This is a genomic window from Plantactinospora solaniradicis (genome assembly GCF_042658085.1).
Taxonomy (GTDB): Bacteria; Actinomycetota; Actinomycetes; order Mycobacteriales; family Micromonosporaceae; genus Plantactinospora; species Plantactinospora solaniradicis.
The window spans coordinates 186,429-203,637 of sequence record NZ_JBHSPR010000013.1; the positions used below are offsets into that span (position 1 = coordinate 186,429).

17 protein-coding genes and 1 pseudogene are annotated in these 17,209 nt (G+C 70.6%); 6 read left to right on the forward strand and 12 right to left on the reverse strand.

Features of this window, described 5'->3' with window-relative positions; translation table 11 throughout:
* Window positions 1-141 precede the first annotated feature (141 nt).
* The 3 genes and pseudogenes from ACFP2T_RS18650 (at window position 142) to ACFP2T_RS18660 (ending at window position 4,290) form a co-directional block, all read left to right on the forward strand.
* Entirely contained in the window at window positions 142-1,524 is a 1,383-nt protein-coding gene (locus ACFP2T_RS18650; protein WP_377423383.1) for a hypothetical protein, read from the forward strand.
* 490 nt (window positions 1,525-2,014) lie between these two features.
* Window positions 2,015-2,278: pseudogene (locus ACFP2T_RS18655) on the forward strand (hypothetical protein); the annotation flags it as partial.
* Between the two features lie 854 nt (window positions 2,279-3,132).
* Window positions 3,133-4,290 carry a saccharopine dehydrogenase family protein gene (locus tag ACFP2T_RS18660; RefSeq protein ID WP_377423385.1) on the forward strand — a complete coding sequence of 386 codons (1,158 nt, stop codon included), beginning with the start codon at window positions 3,133-3,135 and terminating at the stop codon, window positions 4,288-4,290.
* An 87-nt stretch (window positions 4,291-4,377) separates the two neighbouring features.
* On the opposite strand, the gene ACFP2T_RS18665 is transcribed toward ACFP2T_RS18660, so the two are convergent.
* The 12 genes from ACFP2T_RS18665 to ACFP2T_RS18720 form a co-directional block, all read right to left on the reverse strand.
* Window positions 4,378-4,812 carry a nitroreductase/quinone reductase family protein gene (locus ACFP2T_RS18665; RefSeq protein ID WP_377423387.1) on the reverse strand — a complete coding sequence of 145 codons (435 nt, stop codon included), beginning with the start codon at window positions 4,810-4,812 and terminating at the stop codon, window positions 4,378-4,380.
* 110 nt (window positions 4,813-4,922) lie between these two features.
* Entirely contained in the window at window positions 4,923-6,332 is a 1,410-nt protein-coding gene (locus tag ACFP2T_RS18670; RefSeq protein WP_377423390.1) for a glycoside hydrolase family 30 protein, read from the reverse strand.
* Window positions 6,333-6,376: 44 nt separating this feature from the next.
* Window positions 6,377-7,426 (reverse strand): LLM class flavin-dependent oxidoreductase, encoded by a 1,050-nt coding sequence (locus tag ACFP2T_RS18675; protein WP_377423392.1) that lies wholly within the window; start codon window positions 7,424-7,426, stop codon window positions 6,377-6,379.
* A gap of 174 nt (window positions 7,427-7,600) precedes the next feature.
* Window positions 7,601-8,860, reverse strand: a complete 1,260-nt coding sequence (locus ACFP2T_RS18680; RefSeq protein ID WP_377423394.1) for an acetamidase/formamidase family protein — start codon at window positions 8,858-8,860, stop codon at window positions 7,601-7,603.
* 215 nt (window positions 8,861-9,075) lie between these two features.
* The gene (locus ACFP2T_RS18685) at window positions 9,076-10,227 is read right to left on the reverse strand and encodes a TolB family protein (protein WP_377423397.1); all 1,152 of its coding nucleotides are present in this window, start codon (window positions 10,225-10,227) and stop codon (window positions 9,076-9,078) included.
* Complete coding sequence (locus ACFP2T_RS18690; protein WP_377423399.1) at window positions 10,224-10,751, reverse strand: SigE family RNA polymerase sigma factor; 528 nt, start codon at window positions 10,749-10,751, stop codon at window positions 10,224-10,226. Before ACFP2T_RS18690 ends, ACFP2T_RS18685 begins: the two co-directional genes overlap by 4 nt.
* 30 nt (window positions 10,752-10,781) lie before the next feature.
* Window positions 10,782-11,336 carry a MauE/DoxX family redox-associated membrane protein gene (locus ACFP2T_RS18695; RefSeq protein WP_377423402.1) on the reverse strand — a complete coding sequence of 185 codons (555 nt, stop codon included), beginning with the start codon at window positions 11,334-11,336 and terminating at the stop codon, window positions 10,782-10,784.
* 66 nt (window positions 11,337-11,402) lie between these two features.
* On the reverse strand, window positions 11,403-11,912 hold the full coding sequence (locus ACFP2T_RS18700; RefSeq protein WP_377423404.1) for a hypothetical protein: 510 nt from the start codon (window positions 11,910-11,912) through the stop codon (window positions 11,403-11,405).
* Window positions 11,913-11,981: 69 nt separating this feature from the next.
* Window positions 11,982-12,155, reverse strand: coding sequence for a hypothetical protein (locus ACFP2T_RS18705; protein WP_377423407.1), 174 nt, complete (start codon window positions 12,153-12,155; stop codon window positions 11,982-11,984).
* Window positions 12,152-12,646, reverse strand: a complete 495-nt coding sequence (locus tag ACFP2T_RS18710; protein WP_377423409.1) for a hypothetical protein — start codon at window positions 12,644-12,646, stop codon at window positions 12,152-12,154. The genes ACFP2T_RS18705 and ACFP2T_RS18710 overlap by 4 nt, the downstream gene beginning before the upstream one ends.
* A gap of 36 nt (window positions 12,647-12,682) precedes the next feature.
* The gene (locus ACFP2T_RS18715; protein WP_377423411.1) at window positions 12,683-13,162 is read right to left on the reverse strand and encodes a hypothetical protein; all 480 of its coding nucleotides are present in this window, start codon (window positions 13,160-13,162) and stop codon (window positions 12,683-12,685) included.
* A gap of 34 nt (window positions 13,163-13,196) precedes the next feature.
* Window positions 13,197-13,838: a hypothetical protein gene (locus ACFP2T_RS18720; protein WP_377423414.1), complete on the reverse strand. Its 642-nt coding sequence runs from the start codon at window positions 13,836-13,838 to the stop codon at window positions 13,197-13,199.
* Window positions 13,839-14,188: 350 nt separating this feature from the next.
* Here ACFP2T_RS18720 and ACFP2T_RS18725 point away from each other — a divergent pair, with 350 nt between their 5' ends.
* The 3 genes from ACFP2T_RS18725 (at window position 14,189) to ACFP2T_RS18735 (ending at window position 17,199) form a co-directional block, all read left to right on the forward strand.
* The gene (locus tag ACFP2T_RS18725) at window positions 14,189-15,028 is read left to right on the forward strand and encodes an AfsR/SARP family transcriptional regulator (RefSeq protein WP_377423416.1); all 840 of its coding nucleotides are present in this window, start codon (window positions 14,189-14,191) and stop codon (window positions 15,026-15,028) included.
* A 171-nt stretch (window positions 15,029-15,199) separates the two neighbouring features.
* A complete protein-coding gene (locus ACFP2T_RS18730; protein WP_377423418.1) occupies window positions 15,200-15,871 on the forward strand; it encodes a response regulator transcription factor in 672 nt (223 codons plus the stop codon).
* Window positions 15,868-17,199, forward strand: coding sequence for a sensor histidine kinase (locus ACFP2T_RS18735; RefSeq protein ID WP_377423420.1), 1,332 nt, complete (start codon window positions 15,868-15,870; stop codon window positions 17,197-17,199). The genes ACFP2T_RS18730 and ACFP2T_RS18735 overlap by 4 nt, the downstream gene beginning before the upstream one ends.
* The last annotated feature ends 10 nt before the right edge of the window (window positions 17,200-17,209 follow it).

Sequence of the window (17,209 nt, forward strand, 5' to 3'; positions counted from 1 at the left end):
GTGACGTACCGGTGTCGTACCGACAGTCACCGTCCAGCGACGTCCACGAGCCTCTATACCACCAGCCGGTCCGTCATTGGCTGGTCTTCACCGGAGGTTCGATTGAATGGAACGTTTTCAGTGACCGGGAGCCCGGCGCGGATGCGCCAGGTCTGTATGGTGCTGGCGCTCACCGCGACGGCGCTGGCCGCCACCGCCCCGGCGGCCGTGGCCGGTCCGCTCCCCGATCCTGCCCTGCCGCCCGCGCTGGCGCCGCTGAGCGCGGCGTACGAGACGGTCGCCTGCGACCCGGGCGGGCCGACCGCGAACGACGCCGCCCTGGCCACCCAGCTCAACTCGCAGTTGAGGTCGGACATGAAGGGCTACATGAGCGCCTACCGGGTCTCCTGCGCCCGGGAGGTGGTCGAGGCGGTGCGGGCCCGCAACCTCGCCTCCCGGGCGGCGGTGATCGCGATCGCCACCGTGATCGTGGAGACCCACCTGCAGAACATCAGCGAAGAGGTCGACCACGACAGCCTCGGCCTGTTCCAGCAACGCGCCTCGTGGGGCACCCGCGCGGAGCGGCTGAACCCGACCTGGGCCACCAACGCATTCCTCAACAAGATGATCCGGCTCTACCCGAACAACTCCTGGGCCAGCGCCCCGATCGGCGAGGTCTGTCAGGCGGTACAGGTCTCGGCATATCCCGACAAGTACCAGGTCCAGGCGTCGGACGCGCAGATCATCGTCAACGCCCTCTGGAGCCCGCCACCGGTGGCGGCGTACGCCCTGTCCGGCGACTGGTCCGGTACCGGTGAGTTCACCCCGGCCGTGGTGCTCCGGACCGGATCGGTGTGGGAGTGGCACGTCAAGCGCTCACAGACCGGCGGCGTGGCGGACCTGACGTTCCGGTACGGCGACGCGCACATGGTCCCGGTCGCCGGCGACTGGGACGGCGACGGTGACTGGACGCCGGGTGTCGTGGCCAACGAGAACAACTCCCGCCGCTGGCATCTGAAGAACTCGCTGGACGGCGGCATCGCCGACGTCAACTTCCTCTACGGCGGCAAGGACAGCATCCCGGTGGTGGGCGACTGGGACGGCAACCGGACGTCCACGCCGGGTGTGGTGTCGAAGGACGGCGGCGCGTGGAAGTGGGAGCTGCGCAACGCGAACAGCGGTGGCGGCGTCAGCCACACGCTGCGCTACGGCAACGCGAACACCTGGCCGGTGACGGGCGACTGGGACGGCAACGGGTCGTGGACCCCGGCCGTGGTGGACGACACCGACGGTCCGCGCCGGTGGTTCCTGAAGAACGACCTGGACACCGACGGCCTGGCGGACGTGCAGTTCGGCTACGGCGACCACGGGACGTACCCGGTGCCCGGCAACTGGAACGGCGCGACCCCGGCGACGGAGCCCGGAATCGTGCAGAACTTCGAGAACCGGGTGCGGCGCTGGCATCTGAAGCACTCCGTCAGCGGTGGCGTGGCGGACGAGTACTTCGACTACGGCGACGACGCCCCCTACCCGTACCCCTTCTGATCCCGAATCCCTACCTCCACCCCTTTTGAAGAAGGACCCGATGCGAACCTCGATACGCGACACCATGTCCATCCGGAACCCGAGACTGTGGGCCCCACTGCGCTGGGTTTCGGCAACCGTCTCGGCAGTGCTCGTCGTCGGCGTCGTCATGGCGCCCGCCCCGGCCAGTGCCGCCGCCAACCCGAACCCGGCGAGGATCACCGAAGCGTCCTGGTGGCTCATGCAGGAGTTGCTGAAGCTCCAGTCAGGGTCGCAGAACGGCGGCATCTACGCCAACAAGTCCGGCTACCACAACACCCGCGCGGCGAACGATCCGAGCAACTATTCGGTGCGGGACGCCGAGGACAAGGGCGGGCCGTCGGACAAGGCGGCCGCCTACGACTGGACCTTTCCGGAAGCCCAGAGCTTCGCACTGCTCCCCGGTGAGGTGAACGCGGAGCTGGACCTACCCCATCCGTACACCGCGGACGCGGCGGCGGCGAACTACGGGAACATCGCCCGTTTCTCCGGTCGCCTCCTGGCCGCCGGGAAGGACTCGAGAGACACCCGCCTGAACGGGTGGCGGGAGTTCTACGGCCAGGTCGACAACGACACCGCCGTGGAGGGCTGGGACTTCCGCTACGACGACGCGGTCTCGTCCGACTCCTCGCACCTGTGGCACATCCACCTGAGCGAGGACCGCGACAAGGTGGCGAGCTACGAGAACAAGGAGGCCCTGCTCAGCGTGCTCCGGGGCGAAACGCTGGAGCAGTGGCTGAACAGGAACGCACCGGCGATGTACGCGCTGACCGGCGACTGGGACGGCAACGGCACCATGACGCCCGCCGTCGTACTGCGCAGCGGCTCGGTGTGGCACTGGCACCTGAAGAACAGCGTGGCCGGCGGCACCAGTGACATCGACTTCAAGTACGGCGACGCGGACATGGTGCCGCTGGCCGGCGACTGGGACGGCAACGGCACCTTCACCCCGGCCGTGGTGGACAACTTCCAGAACGTCCGGCGCTGGCACCTGAAGAACAGCAACACCGGCGGCATCGCCGACTTCTACTTCGACTACGGCGACAAGAACACACTTCCCGTGACGGGCGACTGGGACGGCAACGGCACCTTCACCCCGGGCATCGTGGTCAACGAGGCCGGGACCCGGCGGTGGCACCTGCGCAACAGCAACACCACGGGCATTGGTGAGATCACCTTCAGGTACGGCAACGCCAATGCCCTGCCGGTGCCCGGCGACTGGGACGGCAACGGAACCTGGACGCCCGGCATCGTGGCCGACGACCCCACCGGGGGCCGGCACTGGTACCTGAAGAACTCGCTGACCGGCGGAATCGACGACATCGACTTCAAGTACGGCAACCGGGGCAGCTACCCGGTGCCGGCGGACTGGGACGGCAACGGCACGGTCACGCCCGGAATCACCGAGAATTTCGAGAACCGGGTCCGTCGCTGGTACGTGAAGCACACCCTGGCCGGTGGCGTCGGCGACGCGTACTTCGACTACGGCGACGACGCACCCTACCCCTACTGACGTCCCACCACCCGGGGGTCGGCGGTCCGGCCCCCGGGTCCCGCCCAGGGCCCGGCACCAGGCAGTAGCCTCAGAGCGTGACGGACCGGCAGTTCGAGGTGGTGCTCTTCGGAGCCACCGGCTTCACCGGCAGCCTCACCGCCGAGTATCTCGCGGCACACGCGCCCGTCGGGACCCGCTGGGCCCTGGCCGGGCGGGACGGCGACCGGCTGCGTGCCCTGCGTGACCGGCTGGGCGTGGCCGCGGGCGTGGTCGAGGCGGACGTCTCCGACGCCGGCTCGCTGCGCCGGCTCGCCGAGGCGGGGCGGGTGGTGATCACGACCGTCGGGCCGTACCTCCGCTACGGCGACGGCATCGTCGCGGCCTGCGCCGAGGCGGGCACCGACTACGTCGACCTGACGGGCGAGCCGGAGTTCGTGGACCTCACCTACCTGCGCCACCACGCCACCGCCGAGCGCACCGGTGCCCGGCTGGTGCACGCCTGTGGCTTCGACGCGATCCCGCCGGATCTCGGGGCGCTCTTCACCGTGCAGCAGTTGCCCGAGGGGCAGCCGATCCGGATGCGTGGATACCTCAGCGTCGGCGCCCTGCCCTCCGGCGGGACCTTCGACTCGGCGCTGACCGTCTTCGGCCGCTGGCGCTCCGGCGCGGCGGCCCGCGCACGCCGCCGCCGGATGGAGCCCGTCGACCGCACCCGCCGGGTCCGCGCGGTGTCCGGCCGGCCCGGGTACGACCGGACCGCCGGAGCGTGGGTGCTGCCGCTGCCCACGATCGACCCGCAGATCGTCGTACGCTCGGCCCGCGCGCTCGACCGCTATGGCCCCGACTTCTCGTACGGCCACTTCGTCGCGCTGGGCAACCCGCTGACGGCGGCGGCGCTGGGGGTGGGCGCGATCGGCGTCTTCGCGCTGGCACAGGTGCCGCCGGCCCGGCGGGCGCTGAGCCGCCTGCGCCCGGCCGGGTCGGGTCCGACGCCGGAGCAGCGGGCGAAGGCCTGGTTCCGGCTGCGCTTCGTCGCCGACAGCGGCGATCGACGGGTGGTGACCGAGGTTGCCGCCGCCGATCCTGCCTACGGGGGTGCGGCGAAGATGCTCGCCGAGTCCGCGCTCTGCCTCGCCCTGGACCCGCTGCCGCCCAGCGCGGGGCAGGTCACCACGGCGGTCGCGATGGGCGATGCGCTGCGTGCCCGGCTGGACGAGGCGGGCATCGGCTTCCGGGTCGTGGAGTCCCGGTAGTCGGGGAACCCCCGCAACCCGCGCCGACGTGGGTGTTCGCCGGTGTCCCGGAACAGATTGACCGGTGTCGGTCAGCGGTGGCGGGAATCAGGGTGGGTCCAGGTCGATGCGTACCGTCAGCGGGCTCGTGTGCAACGCCTTGGACGTGGACAGGCAGAGCAGGCGTGCGAGATTGCCCCGCCCGAGGACCCGCTGGCGCTCGCGTGGGTCGTCGTCGTCGAGGACATGTGCCGTTCCGGTCCGCCATCTCGCGCGCGGCCCGCCCCGCACCTTGACCCGGACGTGGGGATCGGCCTCCAGGTTTCGCACCCAGTCGGCGCGGCGCCCCCGCTGGGACACCACCCAGAAGGTTTCGCCGTCCAGTCCGTCGCACACCGGGGTGTACCGCGGCTGTCCGGTGCGCCGGCCGGTCGTCTCCAGAAGGGCGTCGCCGGGAATCGGAAGCCTCAGGCCCCACGCGAGCCTGACGATCGGGTTGACCAGGCGCTGCTGGAGCGAATACATCGTGGCTGGCCAGGACATGTCAGGATCCGTTCCCCCGAGCGCGTAGGTCGTCACTGCGCCCGACACAACGGTACAACGGCGGCGAACCGGACGTGAGAGATCGGCGATCTGGGCACTGACGAGCCGCATCAGCCTCGGCCGGGATGCCGGCTGACCAGGGTGGTCAGGGAACGCGGCGCCAGATCGATCGTGGTGTGGGGCCCGCGCTTCGACACGGCTCCTGGAGCCTCTGCCAGGTTGCGGGTGGAGTCGGTGACGTAGGCCGTGGGCCGCTTCAGGTTGATGCCGGTCCTGACGGCCGCGTTCGTGGTGTTGAGGATCTCCACGACCTCGGTGCCGTCGGCGTTCCGGTAGGCCGACACCTTCACGCCGTCCGGTGCGCCGTCGACTCCGATCCGAACGGCGCGCGGCCGGATGAACCGGCTGTACGCCGCGAAGGCGTAGAGCCGGGACGACACCTGATAGGCGTTGTTGGCGTCGTCGACCTGAATCAGGGCCGCCGTTCCGCCCCGGGACGACCCGAGCCAGAAGATGAACGCGCTGCTGTCGGCCAGGGCGAGCGTGTCGTGGATGCGTTCGGCGAGCGCGATACCGTCGGTGCCCTTGCCACTGTCCCACGCCGCGTTCCAGCCGTCGGCGACACTCGACGGCGCCCATTCCGACATCCAGGTACGCGCCGTGGTCGGCAGCGGGCGGTCCGCGGGGCTCGCGTACCCGTGGCCGGTGAAGACGTCGAGGTACCTGCGGGCCTCCGGATCCGCCTCGATCGCCTGGGCGTAGGCGTCCGACTGTTGCCACCCGAACGAGTCGCAACAGGCCACGTCCACGCCGGCCCTCCTGGCGATGGGGCCGAGCACCTTGAGGAACTCGGCGGCCTGGGCCGGGGTGAACCGCATCGAGGCGTACGACGTGGTCCAGTCGGGTTCGTTGGTGAACCCGAGTTCATCGATCCTGATGCCCTCCTGCCGGTAGAACTTGGCGTACTGGACGAGGTACCGGGCGTACGCCTCGCGCCAGTCGCCGCTGGCGCACGTGACGCCCTGCAGGCCGCAGAGGGCTCCGCCGTTGGTGTCGGTGCCGTTGTCCTTCATGTATGCCGGAGCACTCCAGGCATCCGCGTAGAACCGGTCGATGCCGCGCTCCCGCGCCTCCTTCGTGTACCACACCTGGCCGCCGTCCCAGCCGTCCCAGACGTAGTTCGGGGTCGCCGTCGGGCCGCCGGGATCGGTCGGCTGGATGGACAGCATCCAGTCGTACGGGTTGGTGGCCGACGAGCCGATGCCGAGCCGCAGAATGCTCGGCGCCGCACCGGTCTCCCGGTCGAGCAGCAGATCGAGGGCCTCCTCCCGCTTGTCCTCGGACAGGTTGTGGACCAGCGAGGAGCGCTGGAATGCGATGGAGTAGCCGAAGCCGTCGATGGGCTGGTGTTTCTCGGTGCGGTCGACCGTGAGGCCGGACGGTGCGGCGGCGAGGGCCGGTGTTCCTGCCAAGGCGGTTGCGGTCACGACGGCGGCCACGAGGGTGCGGGATCGAAGCACGAGACTCTCCTTGGCGCGTTCGTTCGGTGCGCGGGTGGTCCGGGTCAGGCGAAGGCCGGCATCAGCTCGTCGTGGATCAGGCGTAGCTGACCGTTGACGTCGACGACGCCGGGAACATCGCGGCCGGTGAAGGATTTCACCAGGCTCGCGTCGGTGACAGCGCAGATCATATGGTTGACACCGGTGGGCGCGATGTCCCGCTCGATCTTCGACCGCACCTCCTCAGGGGTGCCCGCCAGGGACAGCTTCTCGGTGATCTCCGGAGTGGTCAGTTCGATGCCCCGTGCGAGATCACCCGCTGCGATGGCCTTGATGATCGGAACCATCTCCTCGGGGTCCACACCGTTTCGTTCGAGCTGCTCGTCGGGCATCGCCGAGGCGTACAGGCCGACCATGCTCCGAGCCGCTTCCTTGGCCGCGGCCGAATCCGGCCCGACGGCGAAGACGACCCACGCCCCGATGTCCAGGGACCGCCAGTCCTTGCCCGCGCGCTCCGCACCGATCCTGAAGTGCTCGACCGCGTACTCGTAGGCGGCACGCGAATAGCTGAGCGCGTGGTGTACGCCGTCGGAGAACTCGCCCGCGGCCTGGAACGACTTCGGCCCCCGCATCGCACCGATCTTGACTGGTAGGTGCCGCTGGACCGGGCGGGCGAAGGTGAACAGCCCCTCGTAGGAGTAGAACTCGCCATCCCGGGTGATGGCGCCCTCGTCCAGCAGGGTACGGACGACCTCGACCGCCTCCTTGACCCGGGTGAGCGGCTTGGTGGTGGTCCAGTCGATCTTGTATTGGGCCAGTACGCCGAAGTTCCCGCTGCCCAGCACGACCTCGGCCCGGCCACCGGTCAGTTCGTCCAGGGTCGCGGCGGCCTGCGCGATCAGGCTCGGTTCGCGGAGGGTGACGGAAGACAGGCTCGGGCCCATCCGGATCCGCGAGGTCTGCGCCGCGGCGGCGGCGAACAGCAGCCACATGTCCTTGTGCCACGGCTCGTCCGCCGCGTACACCGCGTAGAGGCCGAGTTCGTCCGCCAGCCTGATGGCGGCCAGTGACTCGCCGACCGGGTAATCGGGGAGCATGGCATAACTGAACTTCACGGTGGTGCCTCCTCGTCCGTGAGCCGTGGTCGCACATGAGGCGAAGCAGAGAGGTTGAAGTACGTGGATACTCAACCCCTACCACGGCCGGGACGAGCTGTCGATTGTTGAGGGCTCAACCCGTAGTGTCCGGTGGCGGTGACGCGGTACGACCCCGGCCCGCCCGGCGCCGGATCAGCGGCCGCCCTTGAACACGCTCTTCGGGATGTACCCGGTCACGACCTGGGTACGGTCGACGACCTCGGCGTTGTGGTAGTTCACCGCGATCGAGGCGAACGAGTAGGCCTTCGGAACGGTCATGCCCTGGGTGGTGACGAGGAAGTCGACGGTCTTCTCGACCGCGATCCGCATGGCGCGGTCCAGGTCCCAGTGGATGCCCATCATCATCCAGTGATCGTCGGTCTCGGCCCAGGGCAGTTCGGTCTCCACGTTCTTGATCAGGGTGATCCGGAACGTGCCGGCGAGCGAGTGCTCGACGGCGGTGCCGCTGACCTCGCCGTCGCCCTGGCAGCTGTGCGGGTCGCCGATGAAGACCTGCGCGCCGGGCTGGAAGACCGGCAGGTAGAGCGTCGTACCGACGTTGAGGTCGCGGACGTCCATGTTGCCGCCGAACTTGCCCGGCGGCGTCGAGTTCTGCACGCCGGTGGCCGGCGGTGGGGCGTCCTCGGTGTTGCCGATGAACTCCCCCGTCGGGGAGGCGACCGCGATGATCCCCATGAACTTGTGGGTCGGAATGATGATGTCCTCGGCGAAGAAGACGACCTCCTTACCGCGGTACATGCCGGTGCGGTAGAGGTGGGTGCGGACGTCGGGCCAGACGCCGGCCGGAAGGCCGGGCGGGATCTCGGTGGGCATGTCGAGACCCTCGTCGCCCTCGCGCCAGCCGGGGTAGAACGTGGCCATCACCCCGCTGGTCGGAGCGGTGTTGTTGAAGCCGTAGGGCACCCGGGTGTCGATGTCGAGGACGTCGACCGCGATGGTGTCGCCCGGCTCGGCGCCCCTGATGTAGATCGGCCCGGTCAGGACGTGCCCGCCGTACTGCCGACCCGTGGCCTGGCGCTCGGGCAGGGTCTCCCAGAACGCCAGCCCGTCGGCCAGGATCTCGCGCGGCTTGACCCCGAACGCGCCGAAATAGTCGCGCGGGTCGATGGCGGGGTTGGTGAAGCCCTGGTGGGACAGGGTGTCGACGCGGACGGTCTCGCCCGATCCCATCGTGAGACCGGGCTTCCAGCCGATCGGGAAACCGCCCCAGTGCAGGTTGTCCGGGGTGGACCTGAGGTGGTGGTCCCACTTCGTACGCTGGGGGCCGCCGTGGCCGCTTCGGTGACTCGCCGACGCCCGGGCGGGAGCGGTGGCGCCCGCCACGAACGGTACGGCCAGACCGGCCGCCAGCAGGCTCCTCCGGCTTGCCGAGCTCCAGTGGTTAATGGACATGCGCAACTCCCATCGCTGACCAGCGCACCGCGGCACGCCCGGGTGCTCGGACGTGTCCCTTCCGTTGATCAAGGGTCGTTACACCGTGGCCGTCCGGTGTTTCAGCCGCGTGACGGTCGTGCAAATCCGGCGTGCCCCGCGCCCGCAGCGGTACCGACGGCGTCCGCCGTGGGCGGCGCGCGACGGCCCGGGCGCGCCCTGGTCCGGCATCGGGATCAGCCGGGGATCCGGACCACCGGCACTCCCGCATCCGACGTGGCGCTACCGGGCACCACCAGGCCCTGGCGCGACCCTGCCGCGGACACCGTGACCAGCGTGGTCCGCGTCGTCTCGCCGCTCTGCACGCAGTGGCCGAAGACGAACCCGTCGACACCGACGCCGAGCGGTTCCCAGAAGTCCGCCGCGCCGCTCGTGGTGCCGAGTTCGTAGCGCGCCAGGGTCTTTCCGGTCAACGCGACGGACACGACCGCGGTGGGCGCGCCGCCGGCGGTGGGCACGTCCGGGTGCGGAGTGCCGACGACGACGTAGACCTCGCGGCCGTCGCGGGCCAGGTGGACCGCCTGCACGGACTCCCCGGTCGTCAGGCGATTGCCCAGATCGATCGGGAACGTCCGCCCGTCGCTGGTGGACAGCGTCACGGCCCGGCCGGTCTGGGTCGACGGGCGGTAGAGCACCGCGCCGTCGGGCAGCACGCCGACGACCCGGGACCCCGTCGGTACGCCGGGCGTCGTCACCGCGCCGGTGCCCACGTCCAGCATCGTGTAGACGCCATCCCCGCCCGCCCGGGGCTCGTCGAAGACCAGCAGCCTGCCGGAGTCGGCGGACCAGGCGGCGGCGCCGATCCGGCGTCCGGGCGACGAGCCCTCAAGGCGGTGCACCCGCTTGCCGGTGAGGTCGCGGACCAGGTACTCGCCGGCGACGGGATAGCCGATCCAGGCGCCGTCCGGTGAGAGCGTGAGCGAACCGGCGAACACACCGTCCGGATCCGGGGGCACGACGAACTGCCGGCCGTCGGTGAGCGCCACGAGGGCGTCGCAGCCGCTGAAGCAGGGGGTGTAGACCAGCGCGGCGTTGCCGACCGCACCGGTCGGCAACGGCTGCGGCTTCGCGGGTGGCTGGATCACTCCCGGCTCGGTGACCGAGATCGTCCGCTCGGCACCGACGACGGGCGGCGGCGCGGACTCCGCGGCGGGCCACAACGCCGCGCCGACCCCGAGCGTGCCGGCGACCAGCGGAGCAGCGACGGCGGCCGCGACGAATCGCGTCCGGCGCCGGCGCCGGGCGGCGGCGACGGCCCGGTCCGGGTCGGCGTAGTTCCGGGCCTCGGCGTCGAGCTCCCGGTAGGCGGTCAGGATCTGGTCGTTCACGGCACTACCTCCGACGATTTCGAGCTGCCCGACAGGTGGGGGTGCGCCCGACGGAGGGCGGCGAGGCCGTCGTGGGCGTGGCGCTTGACGGTCCCCACCGAGCAGCCGAGCACCCCGGCCGTGACTGCCTCCGACAGGTCCTCGTAGAAGCGGAGGTACAGCACGGCCCGCTGCCGGGGCGGCAGCGACGCCAGCACGCGGGACATGGTGTCCCGCAGCACCACCCGGCCGGCGACGTCGGCGTCGGCCGCCGGGTCGGCCGCCGAGTCCAGCGGCACCTCGGCGTACCGGCGTCGCCGCAGCCACGATCTCAGCTGGTTGAGCATGACCTTGCGGACGTACGCCTCCGGGTTGCCGCCCGACTCCACCCGGTCCCACCGGGCCGCCGTCTTCGCCAGCGCCTCCTGGAGGAGGTCCTCGGCCGTCTGATGGTCGCCGGTGAGCATGAACGCCACCCGGGACAGCGCCGGACCCCGGGCAGCGGCGAACTCCCGGAAACTACCGTAACGATCTTGGGAAGGCATGGGGCTCGCTTCCTCGCGAGGTACTCGTAACTAGGACAACGCCGGCGGCCGACGAATAGGTTGAGTCGACCGGCCCACGGTGAACACCTCCGCGACCAACCATCCCGCCAGCGCCACCAGCACCGCCGGCAGCAGCAGGAGTGCCCTCGGCCCGAGCGGGACGCCCGAGGCCCCCCACAGCACCGGCACCGCCGCGCCTGCCGCCCCCGCGAACAGCCACGCCCGCGCGACCACGACCGGGGTCACCGGACCGGACGCTCCGAAGCAGCCGCACGGCGCCGCCGGAACCCGGATCCGGAGCACCGTCGTGTACAGCCCGAGCGCGACGAAGAGGGCGCCGACCAGTGCGACGGCCGGCGCCGCGAGCCGGGGAACGGCGAGCCATGCCGTCACCGCCGCCACCCCGACGATCGCCTGGACCGGGCCGAGGACGACGGTCACCAGGGCCCGTGCCCATCGTGGGAGCACCCGCTGGGAGGCGAGCGCGGTGGCCAGGGCCCGACGGTCACGCAGGTGCCCGACGCCGCCGGCGACCAGCAGCAGTGCGGCGCCCAGCGCGGCCGTGACGACGGCGTGCGCGACCAACCTTCCACCCCTCCACGAACGGACGCCGCCGTAGTCGCCACCGACGCGGCGACTACGACGGATCGGTCATCCGAGCATCGTGACGACGAGCCGACCGAGCAGCGCCGCCACCACCACGGTGAAGCCGACTGCGGTGAGCCGGCCGACAGTCCGCACGTGGATCCGTAGCGCGGCGTCCCAGAGGTTCGGCGCACCGCTGCCGGACCTGAGCAGGGTCATCACGGCCCGGCCGATGCCGAAGCCCAGACCCGCCAGCACCCCGGGGATCAGACCGCCAGCCGCCAGCACGGCCACCACCAGGGCGTGCGGCAGGGCGGTGGGCATGAACGTCCGGACCCCGGTGCCCATCTCGAAGCCGAACTGGAGCGCGCCCTGCACGCGCGCCTCCGGAATGATGTCCTGCGGGACGGCCCGTCCGTTCTGCGGCAGGCGCAGCGGACGGCCGAGCACCTCGGCCACCAGGATGACCACCAAAAGCAGCGCACCGGCCACCAGCCGGACGCTCTCCGGCACGATGGACAACACTCCGGCCAGGGCACCCACGACGAGACCCGACGTGAGGGCGCCCAGCAGCAAACCACCGACGAAGTACCGTGTTTGTCCCCGCCAGACCGACGAGGTCAGCAGTTCCGCTGAGTTGAAGCTTCAAACGGAACCGGAGATGGAGTAGCCGGCCGCCGCGCCCATCACGACCCACGCGACGAACGGGCCGGGCGCGCCCCGGACCGCGAGGATCGCGGCCGGAACGGCCAGGAGGAGCAGGACGACCGGCGGTGTCAGGGGGTGACACCGCCGGAGCATCCGTTCGTCGATGTTCACAGCGCCCACATGCAGATCCGGAACACGGATGACTGCCCGGAGACCTGCTGGCGGCCGTCGGCGCACCGGTACGTGGTGTTCACGTGCCACCACCACCACGCGTTCCGGCTGTTGCAGGCGGTGATCGGCCAACTGTTGAAGCTGGCACTGGAGTAGTTGAGGAACCAGCCGTCGGTGCCGCAGTAACTGCGGGCGTACGGGGCGCCGACGCAGACGATGTCGTTGTAGCTGTAGATGTTGCAGTCGGTGTACTGGGAGCCGACCGTGGCGAGGGCCTTCGGCAGCAACTTCTCCGGAATGGAACTGACAACGGTCACGGCCAGGGCGGTGCTGAGCACGCCGACCGTCTTGAGCAGCGAGCGCCGTGGAAGCTTGAACGTCGCGTACCCGGCCGTGCCCTTCAGCGAGCGCCCGCCGAGACGGGTCGACTCCGCCTCCGGGTCGTTGAGCGGAATGTCGTCCCAGTAGTTCTTCTGATCGATGGAGGTCATCTTCGACATGCTCCTGTCGTTGGACTTTGTCGTGGGCTAGCCGGCACTCGTCGCGAGGAGTCGGTGCAGGTCGTCGTCCGACCCGACCGGCCGGCGGAATTGTTCGTTACCGTCGGCGTCGTAGCGCAGCAGCAGCGGGGTGACGTCCACACCGAGTTCGCCGAGCAGGAACGGGTCGATGACCGTCTCGACCGGCGACCCGGCCACCCAGGCCGATGCGGTGGCGTCGGCGGACAGCAGCACCGTGCGCCGGGCCGCCGCCGCGTCCACGCCGGCCAGGGCGCGGGCCCGTCCCTCACAGGCCTTGCAGTGCGCCGACACCACCAGCACGTAGGTGTCGGCGGGCTGCCCACCGGTGCTGGCGAACGCGGCGACCTGCCGGCGGGGCGCCGGTGCGACGTCGGCCATGGCGCTCTGCAACGCGCGTACGTCCCGCAGCAGCGCCGCCAGCACCACGGTGAGCACGACCATGCCGAGCAGGCAGAAGACGACCAGTGAATTGATTGCGGTTTGCACGTCCGTCCTCCCCGGTTCTGCGGTCGCCGGCTGATCAGGCCAACTGCACCTGGATCGACTCGGCGACCTCCGCGTTGGCGGACGAGTCCGGGTCGAAGAATCCGAGATAGGTCAGGGCGCTGGCGCTCGCGATGACGGCACTGCGCCGTACCGTGCCGTCGGCCAGCTTTTCGTCGCTGCGCCACAGGATGCCGCCGGCCACCTTCTTGCCCGCGTGGGTGGGCACCGAGACCGACGGGTCCCCCGTGGGCATCACGGTGAGGGCGCACAGGTTGACCAGGCTGTTCGCGGCGACCGTCATGGCGACGCTGCCACCGGTGCCGCGCTTGGCCAGGACGACCAGGCCGGCTGGGCTGTCGTCGAGGTTCACGCCGGAGAGCATCCTGGCGAACATGTCGAAGGAGACGTCCCGTCCGCCGACCGTCCAGGAGAGTTCGTGGTGCGGTCCGAGCCAGAGAAACGTGGTGGTGGCGTTCTCCTCGTCCTCATAGGAGGCGAGCGCCCGACCCTGGTACCGCGCCTCGCGCGCCCGGTACCCGTCGAGCCGGCCGGTGTGGCGTTCCACCGCCTCGAAGCTGCCGATCGAACCGGTGCAGAGGAAGGCCGATCCGCTCTGCTGGCGCAACCGCAGTTTGAATCCCCACGGACCCATGAGTTCCTGCTTGGTTTCGGTCAATGTGAGGTGCTTACCATCGGGGCACAAAGTAGACACATCTGTCCTTCCCGGATCGCCGCGACAAGCTGCGTTGATGGTATGGAGACGGTGTGGGTCGGATGCTTGTCGAAATGTTGTCGGTCGCCGGCCGGACCAGGAACGGCGGTCAGCAGTAGAGCCGGTGGGGGGCGAACCACCGGGCCGGTACGGCCGCTGGTTGGAGCGCCGTCCCAGCTTGCGCCGCTTTCGCGAGCCCATGACCTGTTGACTCCGCTGTCTCCCGGGCCCAGAACATTCAACTGCGCGAGCGCGGGCTTGACACATCGCCGGCATCGCATCGATCATCGCCATGACTCACGGGGGGTTCGGTCATGTTCGAATTGCGCCTGTTGGGCCCTGTCGAAATCAATGTCCACGGTCACGTCGTCGATGTGGGACCACCGCAACGACGTGCCGTGCTGGCGGCACTCGCCGTCGATCTCGGCCGCGGCGTGTCCGTGGAGACCCTGATCGACCGGGTGTGGGACAGCCCGCCGCCCGGGGCGCGCCGCGCCCTGCACGCCCACATCGCGCGCATCCGGCGCGTGCTGGAGCGGACCAGCGCGGGGCAGCCGAGATCGATCGGCCTGGCCCGCCGCAACGGCGAGTACCTCCTGGACGCGCAGCCCGCACAGGTCGACATGCACAGGTTCCTCCGCCTCGTCGAGCACGGCCGGAGCACGGATCGCACCGACGCGGAACGCGTCTACGCGCTGCGGGAGGCGCTGGAGCTGTGGCGCGGGGCGCCGATGTGCGGCCTACCCGGGCAGTGGGCGATGGGCGAGCGGGAGCGGTGGCGCCGCCTACGCCTGGACGCCCTCGTCGCGTGGGCGGACGCCGAACTGCGCAACCGCGCCGACGCGCCGATCGTCGGCCGCCTCTACGAGCTCATCGACGAGTACCCGCTCGCCGAGCCGCTGGTCGCCAGCCTGATGAGGGCGCTGTACTCGGCCGGCCGCAGCGCGGAGGCGGCAGAGTGTTTTGCCGCGGCACGCCGGCGGCTGGCCGAGGAGCTCGGCATCGAACCCGGCGGCGAGCTGCGCACGCTGCACGGTTCGATCCTGCGCGGCGACATCGGGCATCGCGAGCCGAGCGGCACCGGAACCGGACGACGCCGCCTCGACCGGCGGTCCGGTGCTGCCGTCGCGTCGTGGGTTCGACGGAGGCGTTGAGCCGCGGACGGATCCGATCGGGACACCGCTGCTGAGCTGGATCGAGCGGCGGGAGGCACGCCCCTCCGTTTCTACACCCCCACCCGCGCTCGCCGGTACCCGGTGAGCACAACTGGTTGAAGAGACAACTATCACGATGGCAAGCGCCAACATATATGTCATCGTCTATGGATGCGCGGCGGGAGGTCGAACCGGCTGCTACTGGTCGAGGACGACGCGGAGCTGAGCGACATGGTCACCGAGACGCTGGTCGACGAGGGCTATCTCGTCGACCGGGCCCCGGATGGCCAGCGCGGCCTGCACCTCGGGCTCACCCGTCCGTACGACGTCATGGTCATCGACCGGCTGCTGCCCGCCCTCGACGGCCTGAACCTGGTCACCAAGCTGCGCGCGCGGGCCGTACCCGCCCGCGCGCTGCTGCTGACCGCCCTCGGCACCGTCCACGACCGGATCGCCGGCCTCGACGCGGGCGCGGACGACTACCTGGTCAAGCCCTTCGACCTCGACGAGCTGAGTGCCCGGATCCGGGCACTGTGCCGGCGCACGTCGGACTCCACCGATGCGCTGCGGATCGGTGCCGGCATTCTCGACCTGTCGCTGCGCGACGCCGTACTGCCCGACGGCACGCGGGTGGCGCTCTCCGCGCGGGAATTCGAGCTGCTGCGGGTGCTCGCGGCGCGGCCCAACACCGTGCACTCCCGCTCCGAGCTGCGCAGGCGGGTCTTTGACGAGGCCGCGGCGGCATCGATCGTGGACACCTACGTCTACTACCTGCGCCGCAAGCTCGGCCGGGCGGCGATCCGGACGGTACACGGCCTCGGCTACCGGCTGGGGGTCCTGTGATTCCCGCCCAGACGATCGAGCAGCTCATCGTCCGGCGGGCACGCCTGCGGATCGGCCTGCTGGTGGGGCTCGCCATCGGCGCGCTGCTCGTGCTCGCCGGCGGCATCTCCTACACCGTCCTGCTGCGCAGCCAGCAGAGCCAGATCCAGCGCGAACTCGCCTGGGGCGCGGAGCACGGGACGATCGCCGGGCCCCCCGCCTGTAGCTGGATCATCCGGTACGACGCCGGCACGCTGGACACCGGAGTCAACCCGCCCCCGCCCGGCTTCCCCCTGCGCGACGCCATCGACACGGTCGCGGCAACCCGCACGACGGAGACGACCGAGGTCCACGCCGACGGCACCGTCTACCACGTACGCACCCAGCCACGCGGCGACGGCGTCGTCCAGGTGGTGTTCGACGCCCGGTTCCAGCTCGCCGACCGCCGCCACCTGCTGACGGCATTCCTCCTCGCGGCCACGGTCGGCGTGGTGGCCGCGATTCTCACCGGTGTCGTCGTGGGCCGTCGGGCCGTCGCACCCCTCGCGGATGCGCTCTGCCGACAGCGGCGCTTCGTCGCCGACGCCAGCCACGAACTGCGTACGCCGATCGCCCAGGTCCACGTACGCGCCCAGATGCTGGCCCGGCGGGCCGACCGTGACGGCTCCGACGCCGACCGCCGCGACCTGGACCGGCTGGTCGGCACCACCCGCCGGCTCGGCGAGATCGTCGACGAGCTGCTGCTCTCGGCCCGACTCGCGGCCATGCCGACCGACCTGCCACCGAGCGGCCCGGTCGACCTGACGGCGCTCGCCGTCGACGCGCTCTCGACCGAGGCCGACCGGGCCGAGGAGCGCCAGGTGGCGCTGTCCCTGTCGACACCCGACGAACCGGTGCAGGTGTCCGGGGTCGAATCGGCCCTGCGTCGGGTGGTGTGCGAGCTACTGGCCAACGCGCTGGCCCACACCCCACCCGGCGGTCGCGTGGAGTTGACCGTGCGCGGGGACGACCATGGCCGGGTCGCCGAGCTCGTGGTCGAGGACACCGGGGACGGCTTCGACCCCGCCGACACGGAACGCCTCTTCGACCGGTTCCACCGCGGCGCGGGTGCGGGCGACCGCAACTTCGGCCTGGGCCTGGCGCTGCTGCGCGAGGTGGTGACCTGTCATCGGGGCACGATCACCGCGGTGGGCCGCCCCCGCGAGGGCGCCACGTTCACCGTGCGGCTCCCGACGATCCAGCCCGACCGCATGCCGGAAATGGACTCGACGCGCGGGACCAGGGAGGCAAGAATTTTCGGCCATGCCCTGGGCAACGGTCCGGCGGACCGGTACGTCTCGCGTCGATGACGCTCCTTGT

Bases quoted from the DNA above. Each gene is read 5' to 3' on its own strand.
- ACFP2T_RS18650 (WP_377423383.1), top strand. From the start codon at position 142: ATGCGCCAGGTCTGTATGGTGCTGGCGCTCACCGCGACGGCGCTGGCC.
- ACFP2T_RS18665 (WP_377423387.1), bottom strand. From the start codon at position 4,812: ATGTCCTGGCCAGCCACGATGTATTCGCTCCAGCAGCGCCTGGTCAAC.
- ACFP2T_RS18680 (WP_377423394.1), bottom strand. From the start codon at position 8,860: ATGTCCATTAACCACTGGAGCTCGGCAAGCCGGAGGAGCCTGCTGGCG.
- ACFP2T_RS18690 (WP_377423399.1), bottom strand. From the start codon at position 10,751: ATGCCTTCCCAAGATCGTTACGGTAGTTTCCGGGAGTTCGCCGCTGCC.
- ACFP2T_RS18710 (WP_377423409.1), bottom strand. From the start codon at position 12,646: ATGACCTCCATCGATCAGAAGAACTACTGGGACGACATTCCGCTCAAC.
- ACFP2T_RS18725 (WP_377423416.1), top strand. From the start codon at position 14,189: ATGTTCGAATTGCGCCTGTTGGGCCCTGTCGAAATCAATGTCCACGGT.
- ACFP2T_RS18730 (WP_377423418.1), top strand. From the start codon at position 15,200: ATGCGCGGCGGGAGGTCGAACCGGCTGCTACTGGTCGAGGACGACGCG.